Origin of the sequence: Pseudomonas sp. 15A4 (assembly GCF_016925575.1) — a bacterium.
GTDB lineage: Bacteria > Pseudomonadota > Gammaproteobacteria > Pseudomonadales > Pseudomonadaceae > Aquipseudomonas.
Map to the genome: position 1 here is coordinate 3,444,262 of NZ_CP068986.1, position 16,930 is coordinate 3,461,191.

The 16,930-nt window shown below is 60.1% G+C and carries 7 protein-coding genes and 4 pseudogenes; 9 read left to right on the forward strand and 2 right to left on the reverse strand.

Annotated elements, in window-relative coordinates:
- Nucleotides 1–63 precede the first annotated feature (63 nt).
- Complete coding sequence (locus tag JN403_RS15360) at nucleotides 64–966, reverse strand: LysR family transcriptional regulator (protein ID WP_122538485.1); 903 nt, start codon at nucleotides 964–966, stop codon at nucleotides 64–66.
- 99 nt (nucleotides 967–1,065) lie between these two features.
- Here JN403_RS15360 and JN403_RS15365 point away from each other — a divergent pair.
- The 9 genes and pseudogenes from JN403_RS15365 (at nucleotide 1,066) to tssF (ending at nucleotide 12,907) form a co-directional block, all read left to right on the forward strand.
- Nucleotides 1,066–2,249, forward strand: a pseudogene (locus JN403_RS15365) (aspartate aminotransferase family protein).
- A 441-nt stretch (nucleotides 2,250–2,690) separates the two neighbouring features.
- Entirely contained in the window at nucleotides 2,691–3,374 is a 684-nt protein-coding gene (gene tssL / locus JN403_RS15370; protein ID WP_205483057.1) for a type VI secretion system protein TssL, short form, read from the forward strand.
- Between the two features lie 2 nt (nucleotides 3,375–3,376).
- Nucleotides 3,377–6,101 (forward strand): annotated as a pseudogene (gene vgrG / locus JN403_RS25800) (type VI secretion system tip protein VgrG).
- Nucleotides 6,098–7,997, forward strand: a pseudogene (locus tag JN403_RS15380) (phospholipase D-like domain-containing protein). The pseudogenes vgrG and JN403_RS15380 overlap by 4 nt, the downstream one beginning before the upstream one ends.
- Nucleotides 7,997–9,280 carry a DUF6396 domain-containing protein gene (locus JN403_RS15385; protein WP_192135696.1) on the forward strand — a complete coding sequence of 428 codons (1,284 nt, stop codon included), beginning with the start codon at nucleotides 7,997–7,999 and terminating at the stop codon, nucleotides 9,278–9,280. Before JN403_RS15380 ends, JN403_RS15385 begins: the two are co-directional and overlap by 1 nt.
- Nucleotides 9,277–9,777 carry a hypothetical protein gene (locus JN403_RS15390; RefSeq protein ID WP_205483058.1) on the forward strand — a complete coding sequence of 167 codons (501 nt, stop codon included), beginning with the start codon at nucleotides 9,277–9,279 and terminating at the stop codon, nucleotides 9,775–9,777. The genes JN403_RS15385 and JN403_RS15390 overlap by 4 nt, the downstream gene beginning before the upstream one ends.
- 378 nt (nucleotides 9,778–10,155) lie before the next feature.
- Nucleotides 10,156–10,716: a hypothetical protein gene (locus JN403_RS15395; protein WP_205483059.1), complete on the forward strand. Its 561-nt coding sequence runs from the start codon at nucleotides 10,156–10,158 to the stop codon at nucleotides 10,714–10,716.
- Between the two features lie 110 nt (nucleotides 10,717–10,826).
- The gene (locus JN403_RS15400; RefSeq protein WP_205483060.1) at nucleotides 10,827–11,090 is read left to right on the forward strand and encodes a PAAR domain-containing protein; all 264 of its coding nucleotides are present in this window, start codon (nucleotides 10,827–10,829) and stop codon (nucleotides 11,088–11,090) included.
- Nucleotides 11,091–11,142: 52 nt separating this feature from the next.
- Nucleotides 11,143–12,907, forward strand: a pseudogene (tssF, locus tag JN403_RS15405) (type VI secretion system baseplate subunit TssF).
- A gap of 217 nt (nucleotides 12,908–13,124) precedes the next feature.
- Here tssF and metH read toward each other — a convergent pair.
- Nucleotides 13,125–16,835: a methionine synthase gene (gene metH / locus JN403_RS15410; RefSeq protein WP_205483062.1), complete on the reverse strand. Its 3,711-nt coding sequence runs from the start codon at nucleotides 16,833–16,835 to the stop codon at nucleotides 13,125–13,127.
- Nucleotides 16,836–16,930 lie beyond the last annotated feature (95 nt).

Sequence of the window (16,930 nt, forward strand, 5' to 3'; positions counted from 1 at the left end):
TGTCGGTCGATACCCGACATGCCTGCTATCAATTCGCGTTGACGACTTGGCTGACGTGAGCGCTTATTTGCCCCAGGCCCGCAACGCCTGTTCGACAAACTGGCGCACCTTGGGGAGGCGATAGCGGTCCTGGGGGTACATCAGCCACAGCGTGCGGCTGGGCGGCTGGTAATCCTGCAGCAACGGCACAAGTTTTCCGCTGGCGATGTCCTCGCTGATCAGCACGTCGGGCAGCATCGACACGCCCATCCCGGCGAGCACGGCCTGGCGCAGCGCCGGCGTGCTGTTGACGATCATCGAGCCTGATACCGGCACTTCCATCACGCCGTCGGGGCCGGTCAGTCGCCATAACTTGTCGGCGGCACGCCAGTCGTCACCGGCCGGGTAGGCGAACGCCAGGCAGTCGTGATCCCTCAGGTCATCGGCGCTCTGCGGCGTGCCTCGGCGTTTCAGGTACGCGGGCGCGGCGCAGATGGTCAAGGTGTAGTCCTGCAGCGGTCGGGCGATCAACGCCGATGATTCCGGGGTGCCGAGGCGGATGGCAGCGTCGAAGCCATGCTCGATCAGGTCCATTGTCTGATTACTGAGCACCACCTCGACCTTGATCTGCGGGTAGCGCTGAACGAAATCGCTGAGCATCGGGGACAGGCGTTCGGCGCCGAAGGCTGGCGGCGCGGTGACGCGCAAGGTGCCGCTGGGTTCGGTCTGTGCCTGTTCGGCCATGCGTTCGGAATCGTTGACCAGCCCCAGCACTTCGACGCAACGCCGGTAGTATTCGACGCCAAATTCAGTGAGGTTTTGTCGGCGGGTGGTGCGCTGCAACAGGCTTACCCCCAGGCGTTGCTCCAAGGCTTTCAAGTGATTGCCGACCATGGTCGTCGACATTTCGCACTGGCGCGCAGCCGCGGTCATGCTGCCGCCTTCCACCACTTTGACGAAGACCGTCATCGCCAGAAATACATCCATTATCAAGCCCTGCTTTAAAGTCACTGAAGGATGCCGGTCTTTATACATCAGAACGGGCTAACGATACTGGCCTCACTGACCCGTGATGGAGCCACCGACATGACCGCCGCCTGCCTGATGAACACCTACAAACCCATGCCGTTGAGCTTCATCCGTGGCGAAGGCGCGCGGCTGTGGGATGACAGTGGCCGCCAGTACCTGGACGCTGTCGCGGGTGTCGCCGTGACCAACGTCGGCCACAGCCATCCCAAGATTGTCGCGGCGATCAGCGAGCAGGCCGGGCTGCTCTTGCACACGTCCAACCATTACCGCATTGACTGGCAACAGAAGCTGGCGCAACGGTTGACGCAGCTGTCGGGCCTGGAACAGGTGTTTTTCAACAATTCCGGCGCCGAGGCCAACGAAACCGCGCTCAAGCTGGCGCGTTTGTATGGCTGGGCCAAGGGCATCGAGCACCCGCTGGTGCTGGTGATGGACAACGCCTTTCACGGCCGCACCCTCGGCACCTTGTCGGCCAGCGATAACGGCACCGCGCGGCTGGGTTATCAACCCATGTCGGCGGAGTTCGTCAAGGTGGCGTTTGGTGACATCGTCGCGATTAAACAGGCGACGCGGGTGTATGGCGAACGCATCGTCGCCGTGCTGGTCGAGCCGGTTCAGGGCGAGGGAGGCGTGGCGTTGCCTCCACCCGGGTACCTGAAAGCACTGCGCGGGCATTGCACGCAGAACGGCTGGCTGATGATGCTTGACGAGATCCAGACTGGCATCGGTCGGACGGGGCGCTGGTTTGCGTTTCAGCACGAAGGGATCGTGCCTGATGTGATGAGCCTGGCGAAGGCGCTGGGCAATGGCATTCCCATTGGTGCGTGTCTGGCAACGGCGGCGGTGGCGCGGTTGTTCACGCCGGGCAGTCATGGCAGTACGTTTGGCGGCAATCCGCTGGCGTGCCGGGTCGGCTGCACGGTGCTGGATATCGTTGAGGGGAGGGGCTTTTGCACAATGCGGCGGTGCAGGGCGAGCGGCTGTTGGCGGGACTGCGCACTGCGCTGGCGGGACACCCCGATGTCGCACTGGTGCGGGGCATGGGTTTGATGATCGGGATTGAATTGACGCGGCCGATTCGGGAAGTGTGCCTGGTGGCGGCGCGGGAATATGGCGTACTCATCAACGTCACTCGCGGGCAGACGATTCGGCTGTTGCCGCCGTTGGTGATTGATGCAGCGGATGTCGACAGGATTGTGGCAGGGGTGGTAGGGGCGCTGGGCCAACGCGTAACGGGATGACCCTTTGATCTGCCCCAGGCGATCTCATCACAGGGCAATTAACTTGAATATTAAACGCGTCAGTAAACAGTATGTTTATTGGCGCGTTTTGCTATTCGTCAGGTGTTGTCACGGTGCATTAATAAAACCTCTGGCGTCAGGATTAAATGTCTTTGAATTTGGCTTCGGATGCCTATTGCGTAGCCTGTCAGACCCATCTGTCAGAAGCCTCCTGATATTTGTAAGAAGTTTCCTGATATTAAAACGAGGGTAGTATTTTAATTTTTCAGTGATTAGCCTCTCCCTCCAATGCCGGGCTCACCCCGGCGATGCTCGTCACACGCGCCAATAAACTTGAGTCCCATCAAGAATTGCGGCGGATGTTTTGAATATATCCCGCAGCCGCCTCCCATGGGGTAGCTCTTCAATAACCTAATTATTCAACTGCTCGCGGTGTTTCCTATGACTTCAGTTAATCATGAGCGATCCGGTGCTGCCGCGATTGATATAGATCTAATATTCCAGGACACCTATTTGCTGGCCGTTGAACTGCGTCATGGTCCGGTAATGACCGACAGCAAGACATTGCGTCAGACCTGTATTGCGCAAGTCGAAAACGCGCGTGAAGCATTGCAGCAGGCGGGCATGGACACACGCAGTGTCGACTTGATCACCCATGCGCAATGCGCGCTGCTCGACGAATCCGTTTTGGCCAACGTCGGGGACGGGGTCCGAGAGGTATGGATCACTGAATCCTTGCAGGCGCGGTTCTGCGGGCATCACCGAGCGGGTGAAATTCTGCATGAGCAAATGCGGGAAGTGCTGCGCGAGCCTGCGCCGGACATGCACGTCGTGACCCTGTTCCAGCGGGTGATGATGTTGGGCTTTCTGGGCGGTTATCGATCGCTGGATGACGAAGAACGCCTAGTCCTGAAAAACCGGCTGGACGCGCTGGCAGGGCCGCACCTGTTCCCGGTGCGGCCGACCTGGATAGACGCCAGAGGGCCTGTCCGCACATTCCCCTGGTGGCTACGTTCTCCACTCCTGCACCTGGCCATCGCGGGGCTGGCGCTGGTCGTCTTGTGGTGGTTCCTGAATCGCACGCTCGCCAACATGGTCGACGAGCTTGTCGTGAGGGGCGTCTGACCATGGCGGACTCTCTCCCGGCCTTTTTTGACCACAGCCGTCACACCCTGCGCGTCGATGAACTGGATGCCGACCTCGACGTGCTGACGTTCACGGGCGAAGAACAGCTCAGCCAGCCGTTCACCTACGTCATCGAGTTCACCTCGACGGTTCAGGATATAGGCGCCGGGCACATGCTTGGCAAAGAGGCGCAGTTCACGCTGCACACCGCGGCGCATCTGCTGCCCGGCGCGATGCGCGGGTTGCCGCTGCCAACCACCGAGCCGCTGCGCACTGTTTGCGGCGTGGTCACGGGTTTCAAGTGTCTGTCAGCCTCCAAAGACGAGGCGCGTTACGAAGTCACGCTGGAACCGCGCATGGCGTTGCTGTCCCGCGGCCGTCAGTACCGGATCTACCAACAGAGGTCGGTGCCGGAGATTGTCGAGAGCATTCTGCGCAGTCGCCACGGCATGGAGGGGCAGGATTTCCGGTTCAACCTTGTTCGTGACTACCCTCGCCGAGAGCAAGTGATGCAGTTCGGTGAAAGCGATCTGGCGTTCATTTCACGGCTGCTGGCCGAGGTGGGCATCTGGTTCCGGTTCGCCCACGACGCCCGTTTCGATATTGATGTGATCGAATTTCACGACGACCAGCGCCACTACCAATGGCCTCAAATCAAGGTGCCGTATCGCTCGCCATCGGGGCTGGACAGCCATGATCAGGACGCCGTGTGGCAGTTGCAATCCGATCATTGCGTGGTGGAAAAGCACATTCACTTCCGTGCCTACGACCCACGGGATGCCAACGCCTGGCTCGACGGCGAAGTCGACCAGAGCCGCCGCGCCACCACCACCTATGGCGAGGCCTATCACTACGCCGAGCCCTACACCGTGCTCGGCGACCCACGGGATCTGGACGAAGACCTTGAGAGCGAAAGCGGCTTTTTCTATGCGCGGCTGCGCCACGAAGGTTATCTCAATGCCCAGACGCGACTCAGCGGCGTCAGCAGCAGTGCGACCCTGGCGCTGGGGCAGATGCTCAGCGTCACCGGCAATCCCCCCATGCGTTCGAACCCGGTGCGGTGATCACCGGCCTGAGTCTGCGCGCTGCCCGGGACCGCAGTTTCGAAGTCAGCTTCGTCGCCATTCCCTACAGCGAGAGCGTTTGCTTCCGGCCCCCGGTGCCGCGCAAGCCACAGCTCGCCGGCACCGTTGCCGCCCGTGTCACCAGCGTCATTGCCAATGACCCCTACAGCCACATCGATAAGGAAGGTCGCTACAAGGTCAACTTCCTGTTCGACCGGGACAGTTGGGAAACCGGTGAAGAGAGCGCGTGGTTACGGCTGGCCCGCGCCTACGCCGGCGACACCCACGGCCTGCACCTGCCGCTGATTGCCGGCACCGAAGTGGCCGTGGCCTTTGAGCACGGCGACCCCGACCGGCCCTACATCGCCCATGCCTTGCACGACGACCGGCACCCGGACCCGGTGACCCTGGCGGACCGGGACTTCACCCGCAACGTGCTGCGCACGCCGGCCAACAACAAACTGCGCATGGAAGACGAGCGCGGCAAGGAGCACGTCAAGCTCAGCACCGACCACAGTGGCAAGAGTCAGCTGAATCTGGGGCATCTGGTGGACGCCAGCAAGCAGAAGCGCGGCGAAGGCTTCGAACTGCGCACCGATGGCTGGGGGCAATCCGCAGCGGCAAAGGGCTGTTCATCAGCGCCGATGAACAGGCCGGCGCCCAGGGGCAGCAACTTGAGATGGCAGCGGCGATTGCTCACCTGCAGCATGCGGTGGAGCAACTGCAAGGGCTGTCCCAGGATGCCCAGGCGAGCAGGGCGGAGCCCGCCGGGGTTCAGGCGCAAATGGACCTGCTTGAACAGAACCTCGAACAGCTCAAATCCGCCGTGCTGTTGCTCAGCGCCCCACAAGGCATTGCCCTCACCAGCGGCAAGCACCTGCAACTGGCGGCACACGACAACCTGATGCTCAACGCTGGCGGCGAAGCCGACATCGGCGTCGTCAAGCGGATGTTCATCGGCGTCGGCAAAGGCTTGAGCCTGTTCGTGCGCCAGCTGGGCATCAAGCTGATCGCCAATCAGGGCCCGATCACCGTGCAGGCGCAGAACGACACGCTGGAGCTGCTGGCCCGGCAAGGCCTGAGCATCACCAGCACCGAAGACGAGATCCACATCGTCGCCAAGAAGAAGATCGTGCTCAACGCCGCAGGCAGCTACCTGACCCTTGAACAAGGCCTCATCGAGTCAGGGACGGCGGGCGACCATCTCCTCAAGGCCGCGACTTTTCAGTTCCTCAAGGGCGGCGCGACCATGGCTGCCGACCATCCCGATTCCCCGAAACAGCTGACTCGTCAGCCCCTGCGCCTGAAGCTGGCTGCAACGCCCAACCTTGGCGGCAGCTGGACTCACATGCCCTACAAGCTTTATGCCGATGGCGGGCTGATCAGCGAGGGCGTCATGGACGGCAGCGGGCACGTCGAGGTTGATCATCAGCCGACGACGCAGGAATACCGGCTGGAAATGGCCAACGGCGTCAGCTACCGCATTCCCGCCGTGACCGCTTACCGCCATCCCGAGCAGGGAAGGCTGGCCAATCAGGGCCTGCACCACCACCGTTCTGCGCCCGACACCCCGGTCAATCAGCCCGCCTCGCACGCCGACCACCGCACGCAGTACGCCGCCGTGCTGAATAACACCGCCGATCAGGAAGAGGAGGCTCCATGACGCAGCCCGAAATCGTCGCGCCGGTATCGTTTCAAGAAACCGACACCGTGACTCTGACGCCCCCTGGTTTGTGCAGGACTCTGAGTACCCGCCAGCTTTGACGACGTACATGCCGCTGGTAAACGGCGAAGAGACCTTTGGTGCCGTGCACCGTGCCATCGCAAGCGCGACACGTTCGGTTGATATCATTTGTTGGGGCTTTCAGCCGTCGATGTATTTCATTCGCAACGGGGGAAGCACCCCAGCATCGGCGCGCTACTCATGGAAAAGGCCAAGGAGGGTGTAAAGGTACGCGTATTGGGCTGGGAGGCGCCGTTCAATACCGCAGGCATGGCGGGCGAAGCTAACCTTCCAGGCAAGGGGTTGCTTGCGCTCGACGATCGTAAAATGCAACACACCGCCGACGTCGAATACGGCTATGACCGTTATTGGTTCGCCAAGTGTGCTATTGCCGCTGGCCAGGCACCCAAGCGCATCAGTGAACAATACCCGGCTTACGCCAGTCGCGGCTTCAGCCTGTTCGACCGCGCCGAGATCGTTCACCAGGCCCGGTATCACAGCGCCGATCCGAACTTGAGCGCCATCACGTTCGCAGCCCTCGGTATTGCCGTCACTCACCATCAGAAAACCGTGCTGGTGGACTATGAAGCCCCCGAACAGGCGGTGGGTTTCGTCATGGGCCACAACACCCTCGACGAATATTGGGACACGGATCGGCACTCGGCGCTCAAGCGCGACAAAGCCAGTAAACCCGCGCCCAATGCCGGGCCTCGGGGTGACACGCCGCGTCAGGACATTTCCAGCCAGGTGGCCGGGCCGATCCTGGAGCACCTGCACCACAACTTTGCCACCGCCTGGTTCGACGCGACGGGCGAAGACCTGATGACCACTCGCGACGCCATGGCCCTTGGCAAACGCCTGCAATGCCCGCCCGACCAGCAACGGCACTTCGCGCAGATCCTTCGCACCCAGGCCCAGGAAGGCCGACGCGACATCGAGAAGCTCTACCTGCAAGCGGTGAACAACGCCACGGGCTTCATCTACATCGAAAACCAGTACTTTCGCTGGCCGCCCCTGGCCGAAATGATCAAGAAGGCCGCCCTCGCCCAGACCCAGGGCGGACGGGACCCCGGCAAGCACGGCGCATTGCACCTGTTCGTGATCACCAACGTCACCGACGACGGCATCGGCAAAGGCACGGTCAACACCCACCGCATGCTCGACAGCCTGGGGCGTGCTGACACCATGCCGGAGATCACCCGACTGCAACGCATCGAGGCAGCCAAGGCAGAGGCCGCTGCGCAAGAGCCGGACCTGAGCGAATTGATAGCAGATCAGGCGATGACCTTCGTGAGCCATTTGCTGACCGGGCCAAATAGCGAGATGAGTGAAAAGGCCCTGCAAAAGCAGCGCGACGCCGAAAGCGCGGCTGCCTTCCGGCGGGCTGTGCTCGAAGGCCAGATCAAGGCCATCCAGCAGGAAGTCCTCAAGCCCGAGGACATCCCTAACCTCAAAGTGCACATCTGCTCGCTGGTGGCGCCCGACTCACCTCCCGGCAACTGGGTGCCGGTGTACATCCATTCCAAGCTGATGATCGTCGACGACGTGTTTACCACCCATGGCTCCGCCAACATCAACACCCGCAGCATGCAGGTGGACAGCGAATTGAACATTGCCCATGAGTGGGCGAGTGAAACTCAGGCGTTGAGGCGGACGTTGTGGGATCTGCATACGGCGGGGAAGGGGATCCAGGATCAGCCGAAAGCTGCGTTCAAGGCCTGGCAGGAAATCATCAAGAAAAATAAGGACCTCCGCGCAGACGAGAAGGGTAAGCAACCTTGCGCTCCCCTCGTCGAATTTCATTACTCCCCCGCCACGCTGACGAACCTCGACTGATGCGCCGCTTACTGCTGCTTGCCTGCCTAGCCATGACTGCCTGCGACAACGGCAACGGGTTACGACCACTACCGGACAAGGACATCCCGATGAAATCCCTCGCTGCAATTAAGGACAACCTGGCCTTTACTTGCAAACACGAAACGCTAACTCCGGGGAGTGCTGACAGCGATGTGCTGTTCCAGTACGCCCGCTGGCTGGAGAAGAACAACCAGCTGAAACAAGACCCGGATACCGACCTTGAAATTAGTCGGCTGTACCGTATCGCCACTGAGAATGGTCATACCAAGGCCAATATCAACCTGCAGAACGGCAGCCTGCGCGGGAAATACAAACTCCGGGGCTACGAGCACCTGCGCTTCAGTCAAGACCTGATCGATGCAAACGTAGCCACGGGTTACTACTTCGTGTCGCTATTTTTGAAAAACGGTATTGCCGATTTGAAACCAGATATGGAGATGTCGTTGCGCTTTTTGCGCAAGGCGGCCGACGAAGGAAGTGCCCAAGCTCAATACGAGATTGGCGATGCGCTGGCGCCGAGCAGCAGAGCGCCCGATGTCGCGCGGCAGATGCGTCGGTGTGCGGCTGAGCAAGGGCATGGAGATGCAGCGCTGGAGCTAGCAGTCAATCTCCAAGGTAGGCGGCAATACCGAGACGCGCTTGAGGCATTTCAGCTCGGCGTCGCCGCAGGCGATGAAACTTCCGCAGGATGGCTGGATGACAGTTTTCGAGGTCCGGAGCCGACCGATGAGTTGCATTACTTGGCTCTCGACAAAGATCTCGACCGCGCCGAGCGCTACAACAAAATCTGGAGCATCCTCGCCGACTACTCCTACGCCCACCCAAAAGTCCCCGAAATCAACGAAATCCTCCCGCTGCCCCCGGCCAAGCTGCCGCCGTGGGACGGCAAGCTGCAATGGCTGGAAGCCCGCGAAGCCAATGTCCCGCCGGAAAAGCCTTCGCCGGAGTTAATTCAGCGCCTGACCCGGGACCTGAAAATCGACCCCGTCACCGGCAGACCGATGCCGGGCGCCAAGGGCTTCAGCCAGGCAGACCTGTCGGCCGACCAATGCGTCGCCGGGACCAAGTGCCCCGTCAGTGGTTGGTGGCAGGTGGTCGTGCACCGGGAACTGCACACCCCCGACGGCCAGCCGATTGTTCGTCACTTCGAGCAAGGAGACGTTTTCCCTGTCGAGCGCATGTGCTACTACCGCGACCGAATCTGGCCGCTTGCCAAGAGCGAGCACGAAGGCCCGGTACGGGTCTGGTGGAGGCTGGCATGAAGAAGTGGGTTCTGAAGGCGTTCTTCCTGCTGTCCGCAACAATGCTGCTGACCACAGGGTTGTTTGAGCTCTACAGCAAAATGCCAGTCTGCGAAGAGCGGGAAAACGGGCGGGGCGCGATGAACAGTTGTCTGCCCTATGATCAGTTACTCGCAGGTGATTACAGGGTCAGAAAAGGGCAGGTGTATTGGGAGGAGCGAGAGTATTCACCTGAAAAAAACTGCGGGTTTGGGTATTTTTCGATAGTTGCCAACTTAACTAGCTTTAAGTGTTTGCTGGAGATGAAGGGCTACATTCGGACAGTAGAGCGTCGAAAGTTAACCAAGGTAGAAAAGCTGTCGCCTGCGTTCAGGGTTTTAGAAGCCACAGAATCCGGACTGTTGGACTGGCAAAAAAACAATTCAACAAATATGCCGTGGGCGAACAGGGTGTGTATTTCGAAGGACGGTTGTTGGAAGGGGCCGACCCCAAAGACTTCTCGGTTATCTTTCCATTAGGTGACCATGAATTGTGGAGCTTTGTAAGTGTCTCTCGTACCGGGGATATGACCTTTGTTGGCGGGCAAAGCCTCGGTGATGTCGATCTCACTCTGTTTCGCTTGCTCGAACCCTCTAAATGTCCGGAGGCTTTCACTGTCTGCGAGACGGATGACCTAACTCAGCTCCTTCAGGCAGAGGGTGGGGTTTTCGCCGCGTTAGGTAACGATGTGGTTTTTTTGTCGGCTTACAAGTTGGTTCGTTTTGAAAAAAGTTTCCCCTGGCATGTATATGTTTTCCCACAAAGCTAAGCGGTATCTATACACTCAGGGAACTCTGTATGAGCTCTCAGTAGCCCGCGATAGACTTATAGGATCTCCCAGTGATTATAAGGATGATATGATCTGGTTCCGCCCAGACTACAAGCCGCTTTCTCAGTCCTCCGAAGCGTACCTTCCTTGGCAGAACGAGCAGGTCAAGCAATATAGCGTCACGAACGATGGCGTCTACTTCAGAGGTCAACGTTTGGATGGTGCTGATCCCAGAACTTTCAAGGTTATTTTTCCTTTTGGTACAGATGCGCAATGGAAGACTTTCTATATATCTAAAAGTGGTAGTGTTTCGTTCCGAGATGAAATAAATATTGGAGCGGCTGATTTTAGAGAGCCAAAGATTTTACTTCCGTGCGACGTTTCTGCGAGCGGGGTGATTCATTCTTGCTGGTCATTTCGTGAGGTTTTGGCATCGGCCAACGTAAAAGGGGTTGTAGCCCAGCTAGGTGAAGACGTTCTTTATTTTCATCGTCATGGGGTAAGCAAGTTTATAGGTGCCGCTTCTACCGACTTCCATATTGCAGACGTTGACGGAGTCTTCTATCTCATCAGAGGGGGCGCAAGCTTTAGGCTCTTGAGAAATAGTAAGTTCCCAACGCTGAATTTTATTAGTGGATGGGGGACTTAACGGACCTACCCACTTTGGATAAGTCTTACGTTTGTAACAGCAGTCTTAGTCTTTGCCTGGCTTCGCTGAAGCCATGAATCACTTACATTTCTTAGCAAAAGGAATCAACCATGAAAGGCATCATCCGCATCGGCGACAGCACCACCGGCGGCGGCATCGTCAAAACCGGCTCGGACGCAATGATCTTTGAAGGCATTGGCGCCGCCCGCGTAGGCGACATCGTCCTTTGCCCGCTGCCAGGCCATGGCACCACCCGCATTGCCCAAGGCAACTCGGGCTGCAGCGATGACGGCGTGCCGATCGCGTTCCACGGCGACCTCTGTGAGTGTGGCTGCGCACTAATCACCTCGCTGCCGGAAGCCAGCGCCGGCTGACGAAGCATTATGTTTCTCAACACCCGAGACACCCAAGACAAGGACATCTGCCATGAACAAGGACAACCCGACGCTGGCGTACTTCGATGCCGAGATGCGCTACCTGCGCGAAGCCGCTAAAGAGTATGCCGAGGCATTTCCCGACCGCGCCAGCGCGTTGAACCTGGACAAGCCCGGGGCTCAGGATCCCGCCGTCGAACAGCTGTTCCAGGGCTTTGCGTTCCTGATGGGCCGACTGCGGGAAAAGCTCGACGACGACCTGCCGGAGTTGACTGAGGGTTTGGTCGGGCTGGTCAGCCCGCAGTACCTGCGCATGATTCCGTCGCTGTCGATCGTCGAGTTCTCGCCTGACATCCATGAGATGAAGACCAGCGAGACGATTCGCAAAGGCTTCGAGGTGCGCTCGCGACCTGTCGGCCCAGAGGGTACTCGCTGCCGTTACACCACCACGCAGGACCTGACATTGCGCGCGCTGTCGCTCGATAGCGTGGAGGTCGGGCAGCAGGCGGATGGCCGCTCCGTGATCAGGCTGCGGTTCTCCCTGGGCAAGTTGGTGCAGGGGGACACGATGGACCTGAGCAGCCTGCCGCTGTACCTGAACGCCAGCGCGCCCGTGGCCAGCGCCTTGCACCAGGCGCTGGCGCTCAATGCCCGCAAGGTCTACCTGCGCAAGGGAAGTTCGGAACGCGAGGAGGTCGCTGTCAAATTCAGCCCCAAGGGTTTCGGTGACGAAGATCGACTCTGGCCTCATGCTGATGACCGTTCCAGCGGCTGCCCGTTATTGCTGGAGTATTTCAGCTTCCCCGAGAAATTCATGTTCCTCACGATCAAGGGCCTGGAGCAGGTGAAACTGGACGCCAACACAAAGGCGTTCGAGCTGGAGGTGGTGCTGGGTCAACCCTGGCCCCGCGGGTTTGCGCTCAGTGCCGAGCATGTTCGTCTTCACGCCGTGCCGGTCATTAACCTGTTTGCCCTGGAGGCAGACCCTCTGGCCCTCGACCCTTTGCAGACCGATTACCGCGTGCGGCCGGCGCATGTGGAGGATGCCGACACGGAAATCTATTCCGTGGACAGCGTTATCGCGGGCAAGCGTGCTGCGCGGCACGAGTATGTGCCCTTCACCCATTTTCAGCACAGGGGCGGCATGCTGCGTGATGACGCTCCGGAGCGCTATTTCCATACCCGGCTCAAACCCGCGCCAGATGGGTCCCACGCCACATGGCTGGTTCTGGGGGAGACGGTTTCGAACAGGACCGCTTGAACCCGGCACACCGCCTGACGCTGCAGTTGACGGGCACCAACGGGCGGCTGCCGCGAATGGCGTTGGCCGAGACGGTGCTGGACCAGCCTGCGCAGTCGAGTCGGCGGACATTGACCGTGCGCAACCTGTGCGCGCCGACGATGCCCTGTTACGCCCCTGACAGAGACCGCTTTCATTGGCGTGTACTCAGTCACCTGGGCTCGAGTTTTCTGCCGCTGCTCGACAATGCCGAGGTCTTGCGCAATACGCTGGCGCTTTACGACTGGACCGACAGTTCGCTGAACCGGCGCCGGTTACAGTCGATCATCGAGGTTCGTCATCATCTGATCCAACGTTTTGAGGGCGGTTTTCTGCTGCGCGGTGTGGACATTGAAGTCACGCTGGAGGCAGGCAATTTCGCGGGGAAGGGGACATTTGCCTGTTTGGTGAACTGCTCAGTCGCTTCTTTGCGCAGTACGCCGACATTCATCTGTTCAACCAATTGACGTTGATCCTGCAACCGCAGGATAAACATCTGCGTTGGAGTGAGAATCATAGCCAGCGAGTGCCTGGGTGAGCCGTCAATTCGCAAGCGCCGCCGCAGATTGCCTTGCATTAAGGCACTAGGCTGCCGCGGAGCGCACTTAACCCAGTGGGAGCGAGCTGGCTTGCAATGGAGGCCGGCAAATCCGCTGACTATTTCAGCGCCTGGAATGCCGTATTCGCGAGCAAGCTCGCTCCCACAGGTTGTGTAATGCCCGAATGATCAAGTCGGCATAACACCTCTGCCGTGATTACTCGTCATACCCCAGGTTCGGCGCCAGCCAGCGTTCGGTCACGCTCAAATCCTGCTGTTTACGCGCCGTATAGCTTTCCACTTGATCTTTGTCCACCTTGCCGACGGCAAAGTACTGGGCCTGCGGGTGGGCGAAGTACCAGCCGCTGACCGCCGCCGCCGGGAACATCGCGTAGTGCTCGGTGAGGAACACGCCGCTGACGCCGGGTTTGCCGTCGCCCTGGGCCGGGTCGAGGAGGTCGAACAGCACGCCTTTTTCGGTATGGTCCGGGCAAGCCGGGTAGCCGGGGGCAGGGCGGATGCCGGTGTATTGCTCTTTGATCAGCTCGTCGTTGCCCAACTGCTCGTCGCGGGCATAACCCCAATATTCTTTGCGCACCTGCTGGTGCAGCCACTCGGCGCAGGCCTCGGCCAGACGATCCGCCAACGCCTTGACCATGATCGCGTTGTAATCGTCGCCGTTGTCCTGATATGCCTTCGACACTTCTTCCGCGCCGATGCCGGCGGTGGTGATGAAGCCCCCGACGTAATCGGTCACGCCGCTGCCCTGGGGCGCCACGAAGTCGGCCAGGGAGAAGTTCGGCTTGCCGTCGGTCTTGATGATCTGCTGACGCAGGTGATGGAGCTTGGCCAGTGGCGCGCCGTTGTCGTCGAGCAGTTGAATGTCGTCGTGATCGACCTGATTGGCCGGCCAGAAGCCGAACACGGCGCGGCTGCGGATCAGCTTTTCGTCGATCAGTTTACGCAGCAGCTCCTGGGCGTCCTTGAACAGCGAGGTGGCCGCTTCGCCCACCACTTCGTCGGTCAGAATGCGCGGGTACTTGCCGGCCAGGTCCCAGGAAATAAAGAACGGCGTCCAGTCGATGTAATCCACCAGCACGTTCAGGTCGATGTCTTCCAGCACCTTGACCCCGGTGAACGTCGGCTTCACAGGCTGGTAGGCGGCCCAGTCGAACTGCGGCTTCTTGGCGATGGCCGCGCCGTAGCTCAGGCGCTCGGTGCGGGCGCTGCGGGCGGACGTGCGCTCGCGCACTTCGATGTATTCGGCGCGGGTCTTCTCGATGAAGCCGGCTTTCAGCTCCTTGGACAGCAACTGCGTCGCCACGCCTACGGCACGGGAAGCGTCGGTGACGTAGATCACCGCGTCGTTGCTGTACTTGGGCTCGATCTTCACCGCCGTGTGCGCTTTGGACGTGGTCGCGCCGCCGATCATCAGCGGCAGGTGGAAATCCTGACGCTGCATCTCGCGGGCGACGTGAACCATTTCGTCCAGCGACGGCGTAATCAGGCCCGACAACCCGATGATGTCGCACTTCTGTTCGCGGGCCACCTGCAGGATTTTCTCCGCTGGCACCATCACGCCGAGGTCGACGATGTCGTAGCCGTTGCAGCCCAGCACCACGCCGACGATGTTCTTGCCGATGTCGTGGACGTCGCCCTTGACCGTCGCCATGAGGATCTTGCCCTTGGCTTCGGGCTTGTCGCCTTTCTCCTCTTCAATGAAAGGGATCAAATGCGCCACGGCCTGTTTCATCACGCGGGCGGATTTAACCACTTGCGGCAAGAACATCTTGCCCGAGCCGAACAGGTCGCCGACCACGTTCATGCCGGCCATCAGCGGGCCTTCGATGACCTCGATAGGGCGCTTGAATGACTGGCGCGAGAGCTCGGTGTCTTCAACGATGTGCGTGGTGATGCCCTTGACCAGCGCGTGCTTGAGGCGCTCGTTGACCTCCCAGCCGCGCCACTCTTCGGTTTCCGCTTCCTTGACCGAGCCGTCGCCCTTGTATTTGTCGGCAAGGGCCAGCAGCGCGTCCGTGCCTTCCGGGTTGCGGTTGAGCACCACGTCTTCCACCGCGTCACGCAGTTCGGCCGGAATCTGGTCGTAGATCTCCAGCTGGCCGGCGTTGACGATGCCCATGGTCAGGCCGTTGCGAATCGCGTGCAGCAGGAACACCGAGTGGATCGCCTCGCGCACCGGGTTGTTGCCACGGAACGAAAACGACACGTTGGACACGCCACCCGAGGTCAGTGCATACGGCAGCTCATCGCGGATGTAGGCACAGGCGTTGATGAAGTCCACGGCGTAGTTGTTGTGCTCTTCGATGCCGGTGGCGATGGCGAAGATGTTCGGGTCGAAAATGATGTCTTCCGGCGGGAAGCCGACTTCGTTCACCAGAATGTCGTAGGAGCGCTTGCAGATTTCCTTCTTGCGCGCCTCGGTGTCCGCCTGGCCGGCTTCGTCGAAAGCCATGACCACCACCGCCGCGCCGTAGCGCTTGCACAGCTTGGCGTGATGGATGAACTGCTCGACGCCTTCTTTCATGCTGATCGAGTTGACGATGCCCTTGCCCTGGATGCACTTGAGCCCGGCTTCGATGACTTCCCATTTCGAGGAGTCGATCATGATCGGCACGCGGGAGATGTCGGGCTCGCCGGCAATCAGGTTGAGGAAGGTCACCATGGCCTTCTTCGAGTCCAGCATGCCCTCGTCCATGTTGATGTCGATCACCTGAGCGCCGGCTTCGACCTGCTGCAGGGCGACTTCCAGGGCTTCGGTGTAGTTGTCTTCACGGATCAGACGGGCGAAGCGGGCAGAACCGGTGATGTTGGTGCGCTCGCCGACGTTGACGAACAGCGAGCTGCGATCGATGGTGAACGGTTCCAGGCCAGACAGGCGACAGGTCTTCGCGATCTCCGGAATCGGGCGCGGCGCGTAGGGCGCGACGGCGTTGGCGATGGCCTTGATGTGCGCCGGCGTGGTGCCGCAGCAACCGCCGACGATATTGAGGAAGCCGCTCTGGGCGAACTCTTCAACGACCTTGGCCATCTCTGCCGGGGCTTCGTCGTACTCGCCGAATTCGTTAGGCAGGCCGGCGTTCGGGTGCGCGGAAACATGGGTTTCGGCTTTATTAGACAGCTCTTCCAGGTACGGCCGCAGCTCGCTGGCGCCCAGCGCGCAGTTGAGGCCCACGGAGATCGGCTTGGCGTGGCGCACGGAGTTCCAGAACGCTTCGGTGGTCTGCCCGGAGAGGGTGCGACCCGAGGCGTCGGTGATGGTCCCGGAAATCATGATCGGCAGCTCGAAGCCCAGCTCGTCGAACACGCCCTGAACGGCAAAAATCGCCGCTTTGGCGTTGAGGGTGTCGAAGATGGTTTCGATGAGGATCATGTCCGCACCGCCTTCGATCAGGCCTTTGGTAGCCTCGGTGTAGTTCTCCACCAGTTCGTCAAAGGTCACGTTGCGGTAGCCGGGGTTGTTGACGTCCGGCGACAGCGAGCAGGTGCGGCTGGTCGGGCCGAGCACGCCGGCGACGAAGCGCGGCTTGTCGGGGGTTTCAAGGGTCTTGGCGTCGGCAACCTGGCGGGCCAGGCGCGCGCCTTCCACGTTCAGTTCGTAGACCAGCGCTTCCATGCCGTAGTCGGCCTGGGACACCTGGGTGGCGTTGAAGGTGTTGGTTTCGAGTATGTCCGCGCCGGCGTCGAGGTATTCCTTCTCGATCGCGCCAATCACGTCGGGCCGGGTCAGGATCAGCAGGTCGTTGTTGCCCTTGACGTCGCTCGGCCAGTCGGCAAAGCGCTTGCCGCGGTAGTCTTCTTCCTCCAGTCGATAGCTCTGGATCATCGTGCCCATGCCGCCATCGAGGATCAGGATTCGCTGTTGAAGAGCCTGCTGGAGTGCTTGAAGACGCGCGCTGCGATCTGACATGAGGTTACCCGGATGAAAAAGTACGAAATAAGATGGCGCTGAAAGGTGCGAAATAATAGCAAACCTGCGCGGATTTAAATCATTCCGGGATTTAC

Excerpts from the sequence above, each read along its gene's own strand:
- JN403_RS15385 (WP_192135696.1), top strand. The coding sequence starts at position 7,997 with ATGCGCCGCTTACTGCTGCTTGCCTGCCTAGCCATGACTGCCTGCGAC.
- JN403_RS15395 (WP_205483059.1), top strand. The coding sequence starts at position 10,156 with ATGATCTGGTTCCGCCCAGACTACAAGCCGCTTTCTCAGTCCTCCGAA.
- tssL (WP_205483057.1), top strand. The coding sequence starts at position 2,691 with ATGACTTCAGTTAATCATGAGCGATCCGGTGCTGCCGCGATTGATATA.
- metH (WP_205483062.1), bottom strand. The coding sequence starts at position 16,835 with ATGTCAGATCGCAGCGCGCGTCTTCAAGCACTCCAGCAGGCTCTTCAA.
- JN403_RS15390 (WP_205483058.1), top strand. The coding sequence starts at position 9,277 with ATGAAGAAGTGGGTTCTGAAGGCGTTCTTCCTGCTGTCCGCAACAATG.
- JN403_RS15360 (WP_122538485.1), bottom strand. The coding sequence starts at position 966 with ATGGATGTATTTCTGGCGATGACGGTCTTCGTCAAAGTGGTGGAAGGC.
- JN403_RS15400 (WP_205483060.1), top strand. The coding sequence starts at position 10,827 with ATGAAAGGCATCATCCGCATCGGCGACAGCACCACCGGCGGCGGCATC.